Here is an 18,064-nt window from a genome sequence, read left to right on the forward strand (position 1 = left end):
GCTCTCGGGGGCTGTCAAGCCGTGTCGCGCGCGATGACGCGGACCACCTCGGGCGGGGCGTAGGCCTGGAAGCGGGCGAGCAGGGTGGCGGGGTCGGACTCCACCGCCACCATGGCGCGGTGGCGTTCGCGCAGGAAGCCTTCGGCCGCCATGTGGTCGAGGAAGGTGTGCAGCTGGCCGTAATAGCCGGCCACGTCGAGGAAGCCCAGCGGCTTGGGATGCAGTCCCAATTGCCCCCAGGTCCACACCTCGAACAGCTCCTCCATGGTGCCGATGCCGCCGGGCAGGGCGATGAAGGCGTCGGCCAGGTCGGCCATCAGCGCCTTGCGCTCGTGCATGGAGCCGACCACGTGCAGGCGGGTGAGGTCGAGGTGCCCGACCTCGAACTTCATCAGCGCCTCGGGGATGACGCCGACCACCTCGCCGCCGGCCTCCAGGGCGGCGTTGGCCATCACCCCCATCAGCCCGACATTGCCGCCGCCGTAGATCAGACCCAGCTCGCGCTCGGCCAGCAGCCGGCCCAGGGCGGCGGCCGCCTCGGCGTAATCGGGGCGGTTGCCCATGCTGGAACCGCAGAACACGCAGACCCACTGCATCATCCACCCTCCATGATGCGATCGAAGGCGGCCACCGCGGCGGCCGGGCCTTCGGGATGCTCCCACACCCCGGCCGATACCGCCAGGAAGTCGGCGCCGGCCGCGACCAGCGGGCGGCAATTGTCGACGGTGATGCCGCCGATGGCGACGCAGGGGATGGTGAACAGCTCGCTCCACCAAGCCAGGATCTCCGGCTCGGCGTGGGCCTTGGGCTGCTTGGTGGCGGTGGGGAAGAAGGCGCCGAAGGCGACGTAGTCGGCGCCGGCCTCGCCCGCGCTCATGGCCAGATGGCGCGAATCGTGGCAGGTGACGCCGACGATGCCGTCGCCCACCGCCTTGCGGGCGTCGCCGTAGCTGCCGTCCTCCTGGCCGATATGGACGCCGTCGCAGCCGGTCTCGAAGGCCAAAGCGGGGTGGTCGTTGAGCAGCACCGCGATGCCGCGGCGCTGGGCCGGCGGCCGCAGCACGTCCACCGCGCGGGCCAGGGCATCGTCGTCCAGCCCCTTGAGGCGGATCTGCACGCAGGCGACGTCGCCGCCGTCCAGGGCGGCTTCCCAGGTGGGCAGCCAGGCGCGGGGGTCGGGCAGGGCCGGCGGGGTGATCAGGTAGAGGCGGCAGCGTTGGGTGGCGATGGTCTTGCCCTTCCGGCCAGGATGTCCATGACGGTGGTCAGCATCATTACCGCCTCGGGCCACGGGCGCTGGAAGCTGTTGCGCCCGATGATCGAGCCGAAGCCGCCGCCGTCGCGGATGGCCTCGATCTCGTCGTACAGCGCCGCCAGGTCGGACTTGGCGGCGCCGCCCGAGAAGACGACGATTCTGCTGCCGTTGAAACACGACTGGACGACATGCGCAACCCGTTTGGCGAGGGAGGAGGTGTCGATGCCGGCGGCGGCATAGGCCTTGGCCGCCTCGGGCTGCTCCATATGGGCCGAGGGCAGCTTGACCTTGACGATGTTCGCCCCCATCAGGCAGGCCATGTGGGCGCCGTAGGCGACCACGTCCAGCGCCGTCTCGCCGGCCGCCGACAGCCCGCCGCCGCGGGGATAGGACCACACCACCACCGCGATGCCCTTGGCCCGCGCCTCGGCGGCCAGTTCGCGCAGATCCTCCAGCATGTCGTAGGCGCGGTCCGAGCCGGGATAGATGGTCATGCCGATGGCGGCGCAGCCCAGCCGCAGGGCGTCGTCCACGCCGGCCGTCAGGGCCTGGGTCGGCGCTTCGAGATCGCCAGACAGGGCATTGGCGCTGTTGACCTTGAGGATCAGCGGCAGCGCCCCGGCGTAGCGGTCGGCGCCGGCCTCCAGCAGCCCCAGGGGCGCCGCGAAGGCGCTGCAGCCGGCCTCCAGCGCCAGGCGGAAATGGTAGAGGGGATCATAGGCCGGCGGGTTGACGGCGAAGCTGCGCGCCGGGCCGTGCTCGAAGCCCTGGTCGACCGGCAGGATCGCCAGCCTGCCGGTTCCGCCCAGGCGGCCCTGGGCGAGCATGCGGTAAAGGTTGGCCTTGGTGCCGGGGGTGTCGGCCTGGTAGCCGGACAGGATGGCGCGGATGGTGTCGTCGGACATCGGCGGCGCTCGCGGATTGTGGCGGAGTCTGGGCGGCAGATGGCGCCGCGCCGCCGCCCATGCAACGGCGCCGGCCGGTTTCGGGGGGGAACAAAGGGCGGTCCCCGTTGCCCCGAAAGAATCACAATCGCACCCTAATGCCGCCACCGCGCATTGGGATGATGCCCTCCATCGAACGGGGACACCCGTTCGCGGACCAAAGCAAAAGGAATCACTTCCATGCGTGTCACCCGTACCCTTGCCGCCATCCTGGTCGCCACCTCGCTGCTGCCCGTCGCGGCGCTGGCCCAGACCGCCGCCCCGGCCGTTCCGGCCCAGCCGGCCCAGCCGGCCGCGGTGGCCGAGAAGGCGGTCGAGGCCAAGACCGAGCAGGCGGTCAAGGCGGTCGAGACGACCGGCCCCGCCAAGAAGCAGGTGGAGAAGAAGGTCGAGAAGAAGGTCGAGGAGAAGAAGGCCGAGACCCCGGCGGTCAAGCAGTAGCCTTCCGGCCTCACGATCCCCCCCGGGCCGTCGGTCCGGGGGCGGAGGCGTCCTCCACCCGGGCCCCGGTTTCCGCCGCCACCGCCCGCAGCCGGGCCAGCGCCTCCGGCCCGGTCGCCACCCGCACCGCCCCGATCCCCGCCGCCAGCGCCGCCAGCGCCAGGCCGGGCGCGGCGCCGCAATCCAGCACCGCCTCGAACGGCGCCCCGGGGAACTCCTCGTCCAGGCGGCGCAGCAGCGCCTGCCACCAGCCGATGCCGTGCAGGCCGGCCGCGCCCGGCGGGCTGTCCAGGATCACCGGGGCGCCGGCGGCGGCGGCCAGCGCGCGGCGGGCGTCCTCGAGCCCGTGGATGCGGGTCCGGGTCACTTGCGCTCTTCGGCGATGACCTTGCCGGGGCTGGTGAAGGCCAGCGAATGGGGACCGAAGAAATAGGCGTTCACGGTTTCGATGATCGGCGGATTGATGGGCCGCTCGGCGCTCCACACCACCAGGAAGTTGGCGCCGGCGCCGCCGGCATCGTCCTTGTGCTCGACGAACACGTCGGTGGAGGCCATGGCGCCCAGCCGCGCCGGCTGCGTCATGTATTCGCGCAGCAGCTTGCCGGCGGTGTCGTAATAGCGCACCGAGCGCACAATCAGCCCGTCATCGGGATCGGTGTTGCGGACGGACAGCATGGACGACAGCAGCAGCATCTGCGGCTGGCCCTTGGAATCCAGGTTGCCGTGCCAGATGTGGGAATAGACCGGCACGTAGACGGTCTGGCCCCGGCTGGACTCGAGCGGGTCGGCCATGGCGGGAAGGGTGGCCAGGAACAGGGCGGCGGCAAGGACGAGGGCGCGCATGGGAGCTCTCCGGATGGACGGCCGTTTCAGGCTAGTCGGCCCTCGTTGACTCGGCAAGTCTTCGGTCCTACCCTCGCTCCACGATTGGAAATCCGGGGGATCATGGTGACCGGCCAGCTTTTCGACGACCGCGCCGGGCCGGTGTCCGGCACCTGGGGCCGTACCGAGGCGGCGCTGGACCGGCTGGGATCGGCCATCGACCGGCTGGAGGCGGCGGCGGCCCGGGTCGGTGCCGGCGACCTGCTGCTGGCCGGCGAACTGCGCGACGCCCGCGACCAGCAGGCGGCGCTGCAGGACACCACGCGGGTGGTGGCGCAGCGGCTGGACGCCACCATCGACCGCCTGCGCACCATTCTCGAGGAGTAGCGCCGTGGCCGTCGTCACCATCACCGTCAACGGCCGCCTCTACGAGATCGCCTGCGACGATTCCCAGACCGCCCGGGTGCAGGAACTGGGGGGCGAGGTCGACAGCCGCGCCCAGACCCTGCTGAAGCAGCTGGGCAACGTTCCCGACGCCCGGCTGCTGGTGATGGTCGGGCTGATGTTCGCCGACGAATTGTCCGAAATGCGCGAGCAGCTGAAGCGCGCCGGTGACGACGTCGCCGCCGCCGCCGAGGGCGACCAGCGCCTGGCCGAGGGCGTCGAGAACCTGGCCGGGCGCATCGAGGCCATTGCGGAACGCCTGGAAAGGTCTTAGTCGCTCCGCCCTCGGGCGGCTGGCGCGCGCCTGCCTCCCGCGGCATCAGCCGCGCGGCCCTTTGGGCCTACCCAATTCTCGACGAGGCAAGCTCGCCGGGATTTGGTATAGTTGGGACTGGGAGCGGATCGCTGCACGGCCCGTCAGGCACTCAATGTCCCTGGGGCGATACTTAACCTCTAGGGAGCTGTCCCTGGCGGGACCCTGGTCCCGACACACGGCGCCCACCTGCTAAGCAGGCCACGGAGGACTTGCAACGCCAACGGCCGAGGCGGCACCGCTCCCGCAATTCCATGACCCAGCCCCCCGAGATCCGCCCCACCGACATCGCCGCCGCCAAATCCCTCGCCCGTGCCCGCGCGGTCGAGGTCCGCCGCCGCGCCTTCGTCGAGGCCGGCCCCGCCGCCGGGCTCAAGCTGGCGGCCCAGGCCGGGGCGCTGGAGGTCGGGCACGGCCGGGCGGTGGCCGGCTACTGGCCGATGGGCGACGAGATCGACCCGATTCCGCTGATGGAGCGCCTGCTGGGGGCCGGCTGCCGGGTGGCGCTGCCGGTGGTGACGGCGCGCGGCCGGCCGCTGGACTTCCGGGCCTGGGAACCGGGACAGGCGCTGGAGCCCGGACCGCACGGCACCGCGCACCCGCCGGCGGCGGCCCAAGCGGTGGTGCCCGCCGTGGTGTTGGTGCCCCTGCTGGCCTTCGACCGTGACGGCTGGCGCCTCGGCTACGGCGGGGGCTATTATGACCGCACCCTGGACCTTCTGCGGCGCAATGCCCAGGTCAGGGCCATCGGCGTCGCCTTCGCCGCCCAGCGGGTGGCCCATGTGCCGCGCGACGGCCGCGACCAGCGTCTGGACGCGGTCCTTACCGAATTGGGCGTGGTGACGCCGGAGGCACGATGAGGCTGTTGTATCTTGGCGATGTGGTCGGCCGCTCCGGCCGGGATGCGGTGATCCAGCGCCTGCCCGACATCCGCCGCCGGCTGGAGCTGGATTTCGTGGTGGTCAACGGCGAGAACGCCGCCCACGGCTTCGGCATCACCCCGAAGATCTGCGAGGAGTTCTACGCCGCCGGCGTCGATGTGCTGACGCTCGGCAACCACGCCTGGGACCAGCGCGAGATCATGCCCTACATCGACGGCGATCCGCGCCTGCTGCGGCCCCTCAACTATCCCAACGGCACGCCGGGCAAGGGCGTCGGCCTCTACGGCGCACCGCGCGGCCGGAAGGTGATGGTGGCGCAGGTGATGGGGCGGCTGTTCATGGACCCGCTGGACGACCCCTTCGCCGCCATCGAGCGCGAACTGGCCCGCTTGAAGCTGGGGCCGGGCGGGGCCGAGGCGATCATCATCGACATCCACGCCGAGGCGACCAGCGAGAAGATGGCCATCGCCTGCCATTGCGACGGCCGCGCCAGCCTGGTGGTGGGCAGCCATTCCCACGTTCCCACCGCCGATGCCCGCATCCTGCCCGGCGGCACCGCCTATCAGACCGATGCCGGCATGTGCGGCGACTACGATTCGGTGATCGGGATGAAGAAGGACCCGGCCGTCTACAAGTTCGTGCGCAAGCTGCCGGGCGAGCGGCTGTCGCCGGCCGACGGCCCGGGAACGGTGTGCGGGGTGTTCGTCGAGACCGACGACCGCACCGGCCGCGCCGTGCGGGCCGCCGCCCTCCGCCAGGGACCGCATCTGGCCGAGGCGTGGCCGGAATAGGGGGGCCGGCCTAACGCCGCCGTCGCTGCGGCGCGGGCGGGACCGGAAACCAGTCCAGGCGCAGCTCCGGCGGCACCACCGGCTGGCCCGACCACCAGCGGGCGGCGGCGTCGGGCTGGCCGGCGACCGCCTGCAGCGCCGGCATCAGCTCGACCCCGGGGCAATCGTGCCCGGCCTTGATCAGCGGCAGCACCAGCCCCTTCAGCGCCCCTTCGAAGATCATCCGCGGCTCGGGCCTGGCATCGGCCGAGACGCCCGCCGCCGCCGCCACCGGCATGGCGGCGTAGCGGGCCATGCAGTGGCGCACGTCCACATGCCACAGGCTGCGGCACTTCAGCGGCCGGACGTCGTAGATGGCGCAGGCGCCGTCCTTCAGGAACGCGCAGGGGCGGCCCGGGCGCCAGTCGGCGATCAGGGCGGCCTCGGGCCGGCCGGCGAGATCGCGGGCCAACGCCAGCACCTCGATCAGGGCGGCGCCGACCCGCTGGTGGCAGCACCAGCCGCAGCCCTTGCGGCAGGCCGCCGGCGGTCCGCCCAGGGCATAGGCGGGGGTGGCGCGGATGGACTTCCACAGCTTTTCGGCACGGGATCGGGCGATGGCGACCGCCGCGAGGGCGCCGTCGCCGTCGCGGACGCCCTCCACCGCCTGGCGGGCGGCGTCGAAGGCCGCCTGCTCCAGCGGTGGCGGCGGAACCGCCCGTGCCGCGGCGCGGAGGGAGGAGAGGGCGGCGTCGGCAGTGAAATCGGGCTGGGCCATGACCATCACTCTAGCACGAGTGACGGAGGCGCGCCCCGTGGAGATGAGTGTTGCCGCCACCCCCCAGATGTGGCTGACGCTGGGCCTGCTGCTGGCGGCGCTGGTGCTGTTCGTGGGCGAATGGGTGCCGGTCGAGATCGTCTCGCTGGGGCTGCTGGCGGTGATGGCGGTGCTGTTCCACCTGATGCCGGTGCCCGGGCCGGACGGCGCCAACCTGTTGTCGCCCGAGACCCTGCTGGCCGGCTTCGGCAATCCGGCGCTGCTGACGGTGATGGCGCTGCTGGTGGTGGGCGAGGCGATGTCGCGCACCGGCGCGCTCGACCGTGTCGCCGATGCCGTCTCCCGCCTGCAGCTGCCGTTCTGGGCGACGCTGGCGGCGGCGCTGGCGCTGGTGGGCGGGATCAGCGCCTTCCTCAACGACACGCCCGTGGTGGTGATGTTCCTGCCGGTGTTCCAGGCGCTGGCCCTGCGTGCCGGGCAGGCGCCCAGCCGGGTGATGATGCCGCTGTCCTTCGCCGCCATCCTGGGCGGCAGCACCACGCTGATCGGCTCGTCCACCAACCTGCTGGTCAATTCCGCCCTGATCGGCATGGGCCTGCCGGGGCTGGGCTTCTTCGACCAGACCGCGATCGCGCTGCTGATCGCCGTGCCGGGGGTGCTGTACGTCGCCCTGGTGCTGCCCCACACCCTGCCGCGGCGGGGCGCCCATCCCGCCCATCTGCTGGCCCAGGGCAAGCAGTTCGTTTCGCAATGCTGGGTCGCCGCCGGCTCGGCGCTGGATGGGGCGGTGGCGGTAGCTGGCAGCTTTCCCGCCCTGCCCGAGGTCACCGTGCACCTGATCGTGCGGGGCGGCCAGCCGCTGTTCCCGCCCTATGACGAGGCGGTGCTGGCCGCCGGCGATCTGCTGGTGCTGGCGGGGACGCGCCGGGCGCTGGCCGACGCGGCGGCGCGCTATCCCGGCCTGCTGACCCAGCCGGAAACCGCCGATGTGGACGGGGCGCCGCCGGCGCGCCCGCGCGAGCGCGGCAACGGCGCCGCCGACAAGGTGCTGGTCGAGGCCATGGTGCCGCCTACTTCGCGCTACGCCGGCCTTTCGGTGGACCAGTTGCGGCTGCCCCATCACCACAACCTCGTGGTGGTCGGCATCGAGCGGCGGGCCCGCATGCTGCGGCGGCCGATGACCGAGCTGCCGCTGCAGGCGGGTGACGTGCTGCTGCTGTTCGGCGCGTGGGTGGACCTGGACGAGGTGGCCCGCGAACGCGATCTGGTGGTCATTTCGGGCAGCGCGGTGAGCCTGCGCCAGCCCCACCACGCCAAGACCGCCGGGCTGGTGTTCGCCGCCATGGTGGCGCTGTCGGCCTTCGGTCTGCTGCCCATCGCCGCCGCGGCGGTGGCGGCGGCGGCGATCCTGGTCGCCGCCGGGGCGTTGACGCCGCGCCAGGCGGTGCGGGCCATCGACATCAAGGTGGTGCTGCTGGTGGGCGCCGCGCTGGCCCTGGGCGAGTCCCTGGACGCCACCGGGGCCGCCGCCTGGCTGGCCGAGGCCCTGCTGGGCGCGTTCGGGGGCGCCGGCGGCTGGCTGACCCTGACCCTGTTCTTCGGTCTGGTGGCGATCGCCACCAACGTGCTGTCCAACAACGCCTGCGCGGTGCTGTTCACGCCCATCGGCGTGGGCGTCGCCCAGCGCCTGGGGATCGATCCGGCGCTGTTCGCCATCACCGTCATCCTGGCATCCAACTGCTCGTTCCTGACGCCGGTGAGCTACCAGACCAACCTGCTGGTGATGGGCGCGGGCCATTACCGCTTCGTCGACTATTTCCGCGCCGGCCTGCCGCTGTTCCTGCTCTGCTGGGGGCTGTTCGCGCTGGGGGTGAGGATCGTGTGGGGGATATGACCCCCCGAACGGAGCGTTTCATCCGGACCGGGCCTCGGGTACCCTCGCGGTGGCGGCAGCGGAGACGGGCGATGGCGCGGATCGTGGTGGTGGGCAGCGTGGCGTCCGACGAGGTGGTCCGGCTCGAGGGCCGCTGCCGCGAAGGGGCGCACCTGCAGGGCCGGGCCGCCGGCACCCGCCTGGGCGGCGGTGGCGCCAACACCGCGGTGGCGCTGGCGGCGGCCGGGCACCGGGTGAGCCTGGTCACCGCGATCGGCGACGACGAGGCCGGTGCCTGGCAACTGGCGGCGCTGGCCGACGCCGGGATCGACACCTCCGCCATCCGGCAGGTGCCCGGTCCCAGCACCCGCTCGATCCTGCTGGTGGATCCCGAGGGCGAGCGCACCATCGTCAATCTCGGCCGCGCCCGCGAGCCGGAGCCGCCCGGCCGGCTGCTGCATCTCGCCGCTGACCTGATCTACGTCCGCACCCGCACTATCGGGCTGGCGCCGCTGCTGGCCGAGGCGGCGGCCCGCTGCCCGGTGGTCGCCCACGTGCCGCCGGTCGAGGACGGCGTCTTTCCTGCCCGGATCGTCCTCGGCTCGGCCGCGGACCTGTCACCCCAATTCCTGGCCGATCCGGTGGGATCGGCGCGCCGGGTGGCCGGAGACCTGCTGCGCTGGATGGTGCTGACGCGAGGGCCGCAAGGGGCGATGGCGTTTCCGACCGAGGGCGCGGCGGTGGCGGTGGCGCCGCCGCCGGTGGCGGCGGTGGATTCCACCGGGGCCGGCGACGCCTTCGCCGCCGGCCTGTGCCATGCGCTGGCAGAGGGGCGCCTCATGGCCGAGGCGCTGGCCGTGGCGGTGCGCTGGGGCGCCGCCAAGGTGGCGCAGGATGGCTCGGCACTTCGGCCCGAGACCGTCCGGGGATTGCTCGCCTGACGGTCAGCGATGCTGATCGTCGGGCAGGGTGTGCCCGTCGATGATGCGGCAATGGCCGCGGAACAGGCCCACCACTTCGCCGTCCTGGCGCGTCACCTCGACGTCGTAGGTGCCGTTGCGGCCCTTGCGGTGACGCTCGACACATTCGGCGGTGAGGCGGTCGCCCAGCCGCGCCGCCGCCGGATAGGTGATCGAGCACGACAGCGCCACGGCATTGCGGTTGTAGGAGTTGCAGGCATAGGCGAAGGCGTCGTCGGCCAGCTTGTAGGTGAAGCCGCCGTGGCACAGGCCCAGACCGTTCAGCATCTCCGCCGTCACCGTCATGGACATGCGGGCGTAGCCGGGACGGATCTCGTCCAGGCAGACCCCGAGGAAGCGGGAGCTGGCATCCTTCTCCATCATCGCCCTGCCCACGCGCTGGGCCAGGGCCAGGGCCTGGACATGGGCCTGGGCCTGTGACTGTTCGCTCATGGCGCTTCTCCGCTGTGGTCGCCAGCATCGGTGATACCGACCGAGGCGGTCTGGCGCAACCGCAGCGTCGCGGTCACCCGAACGTGCCGCACCCGGGTGTCAAATGCCTTGCCAGCGGACCGCCGCGCCGCTACCGTCCGTATGGGCAGTATCGTATCGGATACCGGGGTGGGGTTCAGGTGGGTTTCCTGCGCGAAGCATTGACGAAAATTCTGGCGGTCGTGTTCGCCGGCATGACCATGGCCGAGATCGTCGACCTGCTCATTCCGTCGCGCCAGTCGGCCTTCGTCCAGCGCCGCCGCTCGCTGCTGATCCTGTCGCGCGTGCGTCTGGTCGGCGTGACCTTCGCGGTGCTGACGCCGCTGTGGATTCCGGTCGACCTCATCATCTTCGATACCGCGCTGGGCATGTACCTGGCGGCGCTGCGGGTGCTGGCCTCCATCGCCTTCGTGCTGCTCTGCCTGTCCTATCGCGGCGCCGACAGCATGTTGGTGGCGCGCTGGGGCCTGGTCTGGCTGCTGGCCATTCCCACCGTCTTCTTCCTGATCAGCCATCCCTTGCTGGCCCAGTTCGCGGTCACCGACCCGGCCCAGCAGGTGATCGCCGCCGGCTACGCCTTCCTGCCCTTCGTCATGGTGGCCGGGCTGGCGGTCTTCCCCATCACCGCCATCGAGGGCGCGGCGCTGTCGCTGCCGCTGCTGATCGCCTACCTGCTCACCGGCCTGCTGGGCTACCAACTGCTGCCCTTCGCCTCGCACCTGGGCGCCCAGTGGCTGCTGCTGCTGCTGGCGGTGGTGGCGACCCTGGCCGGCATGTCGCAGCTGCACTTCATGAGCCAGCTGGTCGACCAGTCCTCCCATGACGGCCTCACCCGCGCCTACAATCGCCGTGTCGGCGAGGAAATGGTGGTGCAGCAATACGTCACCGCGGCACGCGCCCGGCAGCCGCTGTCCTTCGCCTTCGTCGACCTCGACAATTTCAAGTCCATCAACGACCGCTACGGCCACGAGGAGGGCGACAACGCCCTGCGTTCGGCCTCGGCGGCGTTGCGCAAGGTGCTGCGCCGCGGCGACATCCTGATCCGCTGGGGCGGCGAGGAATTCCTGGCGGTGATGCCCAACACCGATTCCGAGGGCGCGCGCATCGCCATCGAACGCCTGCGGGAGAGCGGCCTGGGCATCCGTCCCGACGGCAAGCCGGTCACCGCCTCCATCGGCCTGGCCGAGCGCATCGTCGATGAATCGCAGCAATGGACCGACCTGGTCGAGCGCGCCGACCAGCGCATGTACCTGGCCAAGCAGACCGGCAAGGACCGGGTGGTCGGCATCGGCGACAAGCTGATCGCCTGGACCGACGAAACCGCCCCGCCGCCGCCGGCTCACGCGGCAGAGGCGGAGTAGCCGCGGAGTTCCCCTGAATTCCGTTAATCCGCGCCGGTCACTCGACCTCGAACACCCCTTCGATCTCCACCGCGACGTTCAGCGGCAGCGAGGGGGCGCCGACGGCGACGCGGGCGTGGCGGCCGGCATCGCCCAGCACCTCGACCATCAGGTCGGAGGCGCCGTTGACCACCTTGGGCTGGTCGGTGAAGTCGGGGGTGCAGGCGACGAAGGCGGTCAGCCGCACCACCCGGCGCACCCGGTCGAGGTCGCCGCCGCAGGCGGCCCGGGCCTGGGCCAGCAGGTTGAGGCCGCACAGGCGGGCGGCCCGCACCCCGTCCTCGACGGCCAGTTCGGCGCCCAGACGGCCCAGCACCACCGGCTTGCCGCCCTCCAGCGGCAACTGGCCGGAGACGAACACCAGCGCCCCGGTGCGCACGTAGGGAACGTAATTGGCGACGGCGGCGGCGGGGACCGGCAGGGCGATGCCCAGTTCGGCCAGGCGGGCTTCGGTGCGGGACGCCATGATGCTCTCCTGCGGTGAAAGGTCAGCTCACCACGATCTGGTTGCTCGCCCAGCGCCGCGCCAGCGGGTTGGCCAGGCTGCGCCATTCCTCGAAGCGGCGCCGGGCGTCGGCCTCGGCCTGCTTGCGGTTGATGCGCCCGACATAGGTGACGCTCATGTCGGCGCGGTCCTGGGCGGCGCGGCCGTCGGCGGTGAAGGCGAAGCTGAGGCGGGCGGCGAGGGACATGGGAAGGCCTCTGGCGAAGGGGTCAGTAGGTCCGCATCAGGCCGACCAGGCGGCCCTGCACCCGCACGCGGTCGGGCGGAAAGATGCGGGTCTCGTACTTCTTGTTGGCCGGCTCCAGCGCGATGGAGGCGCCCTTGCGGCGCAGCCGCTTCAGCGTCACTTCCATCTCGTCCACCAGCGCCACCACGATGGTGCCGGCATCGGCGCCGTCGCAGCGGCGGATCAGCACGGTGTCGCCGTCGAGGATGCCGGCATCGATCATGGAATCGCCTTCGACCGTCAGGGCGTAATGTTCGCCCGAGCCGAGCAGGGCCGAGGGCACCTCGACGGTGGAGGAATGGTCGCGCAGCGCCTCGATGGGAGTGCCGGCGGCGATCTTGCCGTACAGCGGCAGCGACACCGCGTCGGCGGCTCCGGCCACCTGGGCGGCCCCGGCCAGGGCGTTCTGGGCAAAGTTGCCCTTGATGACGGTGGGGGAGAACTTGGCCGAGGCCGGCAGCGGCAGGTCGCCCACGTTCTCGGGCAGCTTCATCACCTCCAGCGCCCGGGCGCGGTGGGCGAGGCGGCGGATGAAGCCGCGTTCCTCGAGCCCGGTGATCAGGCGGTGGATGCCCGACTTGGACTTGAGGTCGAGGGCGTCCTTCATCTCGTCGAACGACGGCGAGATGCCGGTCGCCCGCAGGCGCTGGTCGATGAACATCAGCAGTTCGTACTGCTTGCGAGTCAGCATGGTGAAGGTCTCCCCGCGTCCGGATACCGGAACAAAGCCTAAACTCTGTCCTGTGTTCTATGCCTGTTCCCAGGCCCCGTCAAGGGGAAAAAACGCCGCACCTTACCAGTGCGGCGCCAGCGGCAGCACCGGAACGCATTCGCCGGCCTTCGCCGGCGGCGCATGGGGCGGGCGGACGATCAGGCAGCCGGCGGCGGCCAGCCCCGACAGCGCGGCGGAATCCTGAAAGGCCAGCGGCGTGGCGACCAGGGCGCCGCCGGCGTCGCGCGACAGGGTGGCGCGGAGATGGTCCTGGCGGGCGTCGTTGGCACCCACCGCCGCCCCCAGGATGGCGCTGGCCAGGGGCGTTTCGGCGGCCAGCCCGGACAGGGCGTTCAGCATGGGCACCAGGAACAGGTAGGCGCCGACCATGGCGGACACCGGGTTGCCGGGCAGGCCCAGCACCGGCACATGCTTCAGGCGGCCGAACATCAGCGGCTTGCCGGGGCGCATGGCGATTTTCCAGAAGTCCAGCTCGAGCCCCTGTTCGGAAAGCACGTCGCGGACCAGGTCGTAATCGCCCACCGAGGCCCCGCCCGAGGTCACCAGCAGGTCGCAGCCGGCGGCGGCGGCGACCATGGCGGACAAGGAGTCCCTGCTGTCGCGGGCGATGCCCAGGTGGACGGGCTGGCCCCCGCAGCCGGCGATCAGGGCGCACAAGGCGGGGCCGTTGGAGGAGACGATCTGGGTCCCGGCCAGGGGCTCGCCGGGCATGACGATTTCGTCGCCGGTGGAGATCACCGCGACGCGCGGACGCCGCCGCACCGGCAGCCACGGGATGTTCATGGCGGCGGCGAGGCCGAGATGGCGGGCGCCGACCAGGGTGCCGGCGGTCAGCAGCGGCTGTCCGGTGGCGAAGTCGGCACCGGCGGCGCGGATGTGGCGGCCGGCGGCCTGGGTAGCGGCGACGGTGACGCGGTCGCCGTCGCGGCTGGTGTCCTCCTGGATCACCACGGTGTCGGCACCGGCCGGAACCGGGGCGCCGGTGAAGATGCGCACCGCCTCGCCCGGTCCCACCGCCACCGTGGCGGCGCGGCCGGCGGCGGACTCGCCGGTGACCGTCAGCGTCGCCGGGGCGGCGGCGAGGTCGGCGGCGCGCAGGGCATAGCCGTCCATGGCCGAGACCGCCACCGGGGGATTGTCGATGCGGGCGGCGATGTCGGCCGCCAGCACCCGCCCGAGGGCGTCGGGCAGCGCCACCTGTTCGGCCGGAAGGGGCTTGAGACCGGCCAGGACACGCGCCCGCGCAACTTCCACCGCAATCATTACGTCGCCTCGTAAGTACCGGATTTTCCACCAGACTTGTGGACAAGGCGGATGTCGGTGATGCGCATCGACTTGTCCACCGCCTTGACCATGTCGTAGACCGTCAGCGCCGCCACCGACACCGCCGTCAACGCCTCCATCTCGACCCCGGTGCGGCCCTTCAGCCGGCAGGTGGCCTCGATGTCCACGGCGTTACGGTCGGGGGCCAGCGTCAACTCCACATTGACGGCGGTCAAGGCCAGCGGATGGCACAGCGGGATCAGGTCGGGGGTGCGCTTGGCGCCCATGATGCCGGCCAGCTGCGCCACCGCCAGCACGTCGCCCTTCTTGAGCCCGCCGGCCTGGATCAGCGCCAGGGTTTCCGGCGCCATCAGCACCGCGCCGCGGGCGGTGGCCACCCGTTCGCTTTCGGCCTTGTCCGAGACGTCCACCATCACCGCGTTGCCGGCGGCGTCGAAATGGGTGAGCCCGGCCATCAGGCCTTGGGCTCCAGGCCGCACCCGGCGATCAGCACCCGGGTCGCCATCTCCACGTCGGGGCGCTTCATCAGTGCCTCGCCGATGAGGAAGCGCTTCGCCCCGGCGGCGATCATGCGCTTGACGTCCACCGGCGAATCGATGCCGCTCTCGCACACGATGTCGCGCCCGGCGGGCACCAGCGGCGCCAGCCGCTCGGTGGTGCCGAGGTCGGTCTTCATGACCCGGAGGTCGCGGTTGTTGATGCCGATCAGCGGCGATTTCAGCCTGCAAGCCCGCTCCAGCTCGGCCTCGTCATGGACCTCGATCAGCACGTCCATGCCGTAGCCCAGCGCGATGTCCTCCATGTTGGACAGGTCGGCATCGGGCAGGGCGCCGACGATGAGCAGGATGCAATCGGCGCCCAGCGCGCGGGATTCCACCACCTGGTAGGGATCGACCATGAAATCCTTGCGGATCACCGGCAGCTCCACCGTCGACCGGGCCTCGCCGAGATCGGCGTCGGAGCCCTGGAAGAACTTCTGGTCGGTCAGCACCGACAGGCAGGCGGCGCCGCCGTGGAAATAGGCCCGTGCCAGCTGCGACGGGTTGAAGTCCTTGCGGATCACTCCGGCCGAGGGCGACGCCTTCTTGATCTCGGCGATCAGGCCGATGCCGCCGGCCTCGACCTTGCGGGTCAAGGCCGCCGCGAAACCGCGCGGCGGCGCCTGGTCCTGCGCCCGCTTCAGCAGTTCCTGGATGGGGCGGCGGCTCTTCTGTTCGGCGACCTGGTGGCGCTTTTCGGCGCAGATGCGGTCCAGGATGGTGGCGGTCATGCGCTGGCGCCCTCGCGGTTGGTGATCTCGACCATGCGCTGCAGCACGCCCAGGGCGGCGCCGCCATCGATGGCGGCGGCGGCCAGGCCGGCGCCCTCCAGCAGGTCCCCGGCCTTGCCCGCCACCACCAGGGCGGCGGCGGCGTTCAGCACCACGATGTCGCGGTAGGCGCCTTTGGCGCCGCCCAGCAGATCCTTCAGCGCCGCCGCGTTGGTGGCGGCGTCGCCGCCCTTCAGGCGGGCGGGATCGGCGCGGGTCAGCCCGGCATCCTCGGGTCGCACCTCGAAGCTGTGGACCTTGCCGTCCTTCCATTCGGCGACCAGCGACGGCGCCGTGGTGGTCAGCTCGTCCAGCCCGTCGAGGCCGTGCACCACCCAGGCCCGCTCGGCGCCCAGGCGGCCCAGCACCTCGGCCATCGGTTCCACCCACTGGCGGGCGAACACGCCCACCACCTGGCGCCGGGTGCCGGCGGGATTGGACAGCGGCCCCAGCAGGTTGAAGATGGTCCGCGTGCCCAGCTCGACGCGGGGGCCGGCGACGTGGCGCATGGCGTTGTGGTGGCGCGGCGCCATCAGGAAGCCGATGCGGTTCTGCCACAGGCAGTCCTTCACCAGCGCCATGTCGCAATCGACCTTGACCCCGAGGGCGGCCAGCACGTCGGCCGAGCCCGACTTGGACGACAGGGCGCGGTTGCCGTGCTTGGCCACCGGCACGCCGGCCCCGGCCACCACGAAGGCGGCGGCGGTGGAGATGTTGAAGGTGCCCGAGCCGTCGCCACCGGTGCCGCAGGTGTCGATGGCGCCCTCGGGCGCCTCCATGTGCAGCGCCTTGGCGCGCATGATGCGGGCGGCGCCGGTGATCTCCTCGACGGTCTCGCCGCGCACCCGGAGCGCCATCAGCAGGCCGCCGATCTGGGCCGGGGTGGCGTCGCCCGACATGATGATCTCGAACACCTCCTCGGCCTGCGCCTCGGACATGGGGTGGCCGATGGCGACCCGGCCCAGGACCTCCTTCATCAGTGCCAGGGTGGCGGGCGCGGGTGCGGCGGCGGGGGCGGTCATCAGGCGGCGTGTCCCTTGGCGGTGCGGCACAGCTCGACGAAATTGCCGAGCAGCTTGTGCCCGTGTTCGGTCTCGATGCTCTCGGGGTGGAACTGCACCCCCCACACCGGCAGTTCCTTGTGCGCCAGGCCCATGATCAGGCCGTCGGCGCTCCAGGCCGAGACGTGCAGGCAGTCGGGCAGGGTGGCCCGCTCGACCACCAGCGAGTGGTAGCGGGTGGCGCGGAACGGCGAGGGCAGGCCGGCGAAGCAGCCGGTGCCGTCGTGGAAGATGTCGTCGACCTTGCCGTGCTTGGGCTCGGGCGCCCGCACCACGCGGCCGCCGAAGGCCTGGCCCATGGCCTGCTCGCCCAGGCAGACGCCGAACAGGGGAACTTTTCCGGCGCCCTCGCGGATCAGGTCGAGGCAGATGCCGGCGCGGTCGGGGTCGCAGGGGCCCGGCGACAGCACGATGCCCTCGGGTCCCATGGCCAGCGCCTCGGCCACGGTCAGCGCGTCGTTGCGCCGCACCTCGACCTTGGCGCCCAGTTCGCCCAGGTAGTGCCACAGGTTGTAGGTGAAACTGTCGTAATTATCGATCAGCAGGAACATCGGCCCGCCCCGGAATTCGTCAGGGGCGCAGAATGAAGCGCCCCGCGGTCCAGGTCAAGAACGCGCGGGGCGCAACGCCGTCAGGCCTTGCCCCCGGCGGCGAAAGCGAAGGCGTCGGCCGCCTGGCCGACCAGGTGCGCGATGCGCGTCCGGGCGTCCTCCAGGGTCTCGCCGGTGGTGGACAGGCTGATCATGAAGGTGTCGATGTAGTCGATCACGTCCTCGCACTGGGTGCGGCCGTCGCTGGCCGCCTCGGAGATCTCCTCGACCCTGGAATGGATCTGCTCGAGTGCCCGGTCGAAATCCTGGATGGTGGTGGAGATGAAGCCGACGCCTTCCGAGACGCTGCTGGCGGTCGCGGCGGTGTCGCCGGTCGACACCATCAATTCGCCCACCCGGTTGGTCAGGGTGTCCACCGCCGATTCGATGCCCAGGGTGACGTCGCTGGCCTTGCGGGCCAGGCTCTTCACCTCGTTGGCGACCACCGCGAATCCCTTGCCGGCCTCGCCGGCGCGCTGGGATTCGATGGTGGCGTTGAGCGCCAGCAGGTTGGTCAGCTTGGCGATCACCTGGATGTCCTTGGAACTGGTGCCGACGCTGGCCAGGTGGGTGTCCAGCTCGCCCAGCCGCTCCTGGATGGCGCGCACCGAATCGGCGAGCCGGCGGATGCCGGCGATGGCGTTCTCGACGGTGGCCAGCGACTGACCGGACCGCGCGGCGGCGTCGCTGGAGACCTCGTCGGTTTCCTTGGCGGCGCTGTCGATGCCGGCGATGGCGCCGCTCATCTCGTTGGCGACGTCGCTCAGACGGTTGAAGACCGACATCTGGTCGGCCAGGAAATGGCTGACGTCCTCGATGCTGGTGGCGATCTCGCCGGCTTCCTGGCGGAAGGCGCCCAGCCGTTCCACAATCGCCTTGGCAAAGGCCGCCTGGTCGCGGCCCTCCTCTGATTCATGCCCGACGGGCATCGGCAACCTCCCTCGCGTGTCGAACACGCCCGGTCCCCGTCCGGGTCTTCAATTG

General features: G+C 71.5%; 24 protein-coding genes and 1 other RNA gene. 9 read left to right on the forward strand and 16 right to left on the reverse strand.

The genetic code is table 11. The features are described from left to right. Positions 1 to 14: 14 nt before the first annotated feature. Genes MTBUT4_RS15620 through MTBUT4_RS15630 form a run of 3 tightly spaced genes read right to left on the reverse strand, consistent with a single transcriptional unit; the run spans position 15 to position 2,160 of the window. On the reverse strand, positions 15 to 596 hold the full coding sequence (locus MTBUT4_RS15620; RefSeq protein WP_173980624.1) for a TIGR00730 family Rossman fold protein: 582 nt from the start codon (positions 594 to 596) through the stop codon (positions 15 to 17). Beyond that, entirely contained in the window at positions 596 to 1,228 is a 633-nt protein-coding gene (gene thiE / locus MTBUT4_RS15625; protein ID WP_173980751.1) for a thiamine phosphate synthase, read from the reverse strand. The genes MTBUT4_RS15620 and thiE overlap by 1 nt, the downstream gene beginning before the upstream one ends. Continuing rightward, positions 1,198 to 2,160 (reverse strand): class I fructose-bisphosphate aldolase, encoded by a 963-nt coding sequence (locus tag MTBUT4_RS15630; RefSeq protein ID WP_173980625.1) that lies wholly within the window; start codon positions 2,158 to 2,160, stop codon positions 1,198 to 1,200. Before MTBUT4_RS15630 ends, thiE begins: the two co-directional genes overlap by 31 nt. 219 nt (positions 2,161 to 2,379) lie before the next feature. Here MTBUT4_RS15630 and MTBUT4_RS15635 point away from each other — a divergent pair, with 219 nt between their 5' ends. Next, positions 2,380 to 2,640, forward strand: a complete 261-nt coding sequence (locus MTBUT4_RS15635; protein ID WP_173980626.1) for a hypothetical protein — start codon at positions 2,380 to 2,382, stop codon at positions 2,638 to 2,640. Positions 2,641 to 2,650: 10 nt separating this feature from the next. Here MTBUT4_RS15635 and MTBUT4_RS19325 read toward each other — a convergent pair whose 3' ends face one another. Together MTBUT4_RS19325 and MTBUT4_RS15645 are read right to left on the reverse strand one after the other, a co-directional pair. After that, on the reverse strand, positions 2,651 to 3,007 hold the full coding sequence (locus tag MTBUT4_RS19325) for a hypothetical protein (RefSeq protein WP_217424188.1): 357 nt from the start codon (positions 3,005 to 3,007) through the stop codon (positions 2,651 to 2,653). Beyond that, on the reverse strand, positions 3,004 to 3,483 hold the full coding sequence (locus MTBUT4_RS15645; protein ID WP_173980627.1) for a DUF3124 domain-containing protein: 480 nt from the start codon (positions 3,481 to 3,483) through the stop codon (positions 3,004 to 3,006). The genes MTBUT4_RS19325 and MTBUT4_RS15645 overlap by 4 nt, the downstream gene beginning before the upstream one ends. 105 nt (positions 3,484 to 3,588) lie before the next feature. Between MTBUT4_RS15645 and MTBUT4_RS15650 the strand changes: the two genes are divergently transcribed. The 5 genes from MTBUT4_RS15650 (at position 3,589) to MTBUT4_RS15670 (ending at position 5,891) form a co-directional block, all read left to right on the forward strand. Beyond that, entirely contained in the window at positions 3,589 to 3,849 is a 261-nt protein-coding gene (locus tag MTBUT4_RS15650) for a DUF4164 domain-containing protein (protein WP_254434887.1), read from the forward strand. A gap of 4 nt (positions 3,850 to 3,853) precedes the next feature. After that, positions 3,854 to 4,180, forward strand: coding sequence for a cell division protein ZapA (locus tag MTBUT4_RS15655; protein ID WP_173980628.1), 327 nt, complete (start codon positions 3,854 to 3,856; stop codon positions 4,178 to 4,180). A gap of 125 nt (positions 4,181 to 4,305) precedes the next feature. After that, positions 4,306 to 4,462: non-coding RNA, 6S RNA (ssrS, locus tag MTBUT4_RS15660), on the forward strand. A gap of 11 nt (positions 4,463 to 4,473) precedes the next feature. Continuing rightward, positions 4,474 to 5,079, forward strand: a complete 606-nt coding sequence (locus tag MTBUT4_RS15665; RefSeq protein WP_173980629.1) for a 5-formyltetrahydrofolate cyclo-ligase — start codon at positions 4,474 to 4,476, stop codon at positions 5,077 to 5,079. Then, the gene (locus tag MTBUT4_RS15670) at positions 5,076 to 5,891 is read left to right on the forward strand and encodes a TIGR00282 family metallophosphoesterase (protein WP_173980630.1); all 816 of its coding nucleotides are present in this window, start codon (positions 5,076 to 5,078) and stop codon (positions 5,889 to 5,891) included. Before MTBUT4_RS15665 ends, MTBUT4_RS15670 begins: the two co-directional genes overlap by 4 nt. A 10-nt stretch (positions 5,892 to 5,901) precedes the next feature. On the opposite strand, the gene MTBUT4_RS15675 is transcribed toward MTBUT4_RS15670, so the two are convergent. After that, positions 5,902 to 6,648, reverse strand: a complete 747-nt coding sequence (locus MTBUT4_RS15675; protein WP_173980631.1) for a YkgJ family cysteine cluster protein — start codon at positions 6,646 to 6,648, stop codon at positions 5,902 to 5,904. A 43-nt stretch (positions 6,649 to 6,691) separates the two neighbouring features. Here MTBUT4_RS15675 and MTBUT4_RS15680 point away from each other — a divergent pair, with 43 nt between their 5' ends. Together MTBUT4_RS15680 and MTBUT4_RS15685 are read left to right on the forward strand one after the other, a co-directional pair. After that, positions 6,692 to 8,542, forward strand: coding sequence for an SLC13 family permease (locus MTBUT4_RS15680; RefSeq protein WP_254434892.1), 1,851 nt, complete (start codon positions 6,692 to 6,694; stop codon positions 8,540 to 8,542). Positions 8,543 to 8,613: 71 nt separating this feature from the next. After that, a complete protein-coding gene (locus MTBUT4_RS15685) occupies positions 8,614 to 9,462 on the forward strand; it encodes a PfkB family carbohydrate kinase (protein ID WP_173980632.1) in 849 nt (282 codons plus the stop codon). Between the two features lie 3 nt (positions 9,463 to 9,465). On the opposite strand, the gene paaI is transcribed toward MTBUT4_RS15685, so the two are convergent. Continuing rightward, entirely contained in the window at positions 9,466 to 9,933 is a 468-nt protein-coding gene (paaI, locus tag MTBUT4_RS15690) for a hydroxyphenylacetyl-CoA thioesterase PaaI (RefSeq protein ID WP_173980633.1), read from the reverse strand. Positions 9,934 to 10,112: 179 nt separating this feature from the next. Here paaI and MTBUT4_RS15695 point away from each other — a divergent pair, with 179 nt between their 5' ends. Beyond that, entirely contained in the window at positions 10,113 to 11,333 is a 1,221-nt protein-coding gene (locus MTBUT4_RS15695) for a diguanylate cyclase (protein ID WP_371738020.1), read from the forward strand. 37 nt (positions 11,334 to 11,370) lie between these two features. Here the strand turns inward: MTBUT4_RS15695 and MTBUT4_RS15700 are convergent, their stop codons facing one another. The 9 genes from MTBUT4_RS15700 to MTBUT4_RS15740 form a co-directional block, all read right to left on the reverse strand. Next, positions 11,371 to 11,838 (reverse strand): RidA family protein, encoded by a 468-nt coding sequence (locus MTBUT4_RS15700; RefSeq protein WP_173980634.1) that lies wholly within the window; start codon positions 11,836 to 11,838, stop codon positions 11,371 to 11,373. A gap of 22 nt (positions 11,839 to 11,860) precedes the next feature. After that, positions 11,861 to 12,064 carry a hypothetical protein gene (locus MTBUT4_RS15705; RefSeq protein WP_173980635.1) on the reverse strand — a complete coding sequence of 68 codons (204 nt, stop codon included), beginning with the start codon at positions 12,062 to 12,064 and terminating at the stop codon, positions 11,861 to 11,863. A gap of 22 nt (positions 12,065 to 12,086) precedes the next feature. Beyond that, positions 12,087 to 12,794 carry a transcriptional repressor LexA gene (lexA, locus tag MTBUT4_RS15710; RefSeq protein ID WP_173980636.1) on the reverse strand — a complete coding sequence of 236 codons (708 nt, stop codon included), beginning with the start codon at positions 12,792 to 12,794 and terminating at the stop codon, positions 12,087 to 12,089. Positions 12,795 to 12,896: 102 nt separating this feature from the next. Next, positions 12,897 to 14,099: a gephyrin-like molybdotransferase Glp gene (glp, locus tag MTBUT4_RS15715; protein WP_173980637.1), complete on the reverse strand. Its 1,203-nt coding sequence runs from the start codon at positions 14,097 to 14,099 to the stop codon at positions 12,897 to 12,899. Next, a complete protein-coding gene (gene moaC, locus MTBUT4_RS15720; protein ID WP_173980638.1) occupies positions 14,099 to 14,575 on the reverse strand; it encodes a cyclic pyranopterin monophosphate synthase MoaC in 477 nt (158 codons plus the stop codon). Before moaC ends, glp begins: the two co-directional genes overlap by 1 nt. Then, positions 14,575 to 15,390 carry an indole-3-glycerol phosphate synthase TrpC gene (trpC, locus tag MTBUT4_RS15725; protein ID WP_173980639.1) on the reverse strand — a complete coding sequence of 272 codons (816 nt, stop codon included), beginning with the start codon at positions 15,388 to 15,390 and terminating at the stop codon, positions 14,575 to 14,577. Before trpC ends, moaC begins: the two co-directional genes overlap by 1 nt. Then, a complete protein-coding gene (gene trpD / locus MTBUT4_RS15730) occupies positions 15,387 to 16,451 on the reverse strand; it encodes an anthranilate phosphoribosyltransferase (protein ID WP_173980640.1) in 1,065 nt (354 codons plus the stop codon). Before trpD ends, trpC begins: the two co-directional genes overlap by 4 nt. Further along, the gene (locus MTBUT4_RS15735) at positions 16,451 to 17,041 is read right to left on the reverse strand and encodes an aminodeoxychorismate/anthranilate synthase component II (RefSeq protein WP_173980641.1); all 591 of its coding nucleotides are present in this window, start codon (positions 17,039 to 17,041) and stop codon (positions 16,451 to 16,453) included. The genes trpD and MTBUT4_RS15735 overlap by 1 nt, the downstream gene beginning before the upstream one ends. 80 nt (positions 17,042 to 17,121) lie before the next feature. Continuing rightward, complete coding sequence (locus MTBUT4_RS15740; protein WP_173980642.1) at positions 17,122 to 18,009, reverse strand: methyl-accepting chemotaxis protein; 888 nt, start codon at positions 18,007 to 18,009, stop codon at positions 17,122 to 17,124. Positions 18,010 to 18,064: the final 55 nt, after the last annotated feature.

The sequence above is a fragment of the Magnetospirillum sp. UT-4 genome, from assembly GCF_902729435.1.
Taxonomy (GTDB): Bacteria; Pseudomonadota; Alphaproteobacteria; order Rhodospirillales; family Magnetospirillaceae; genus Magnetospirillum.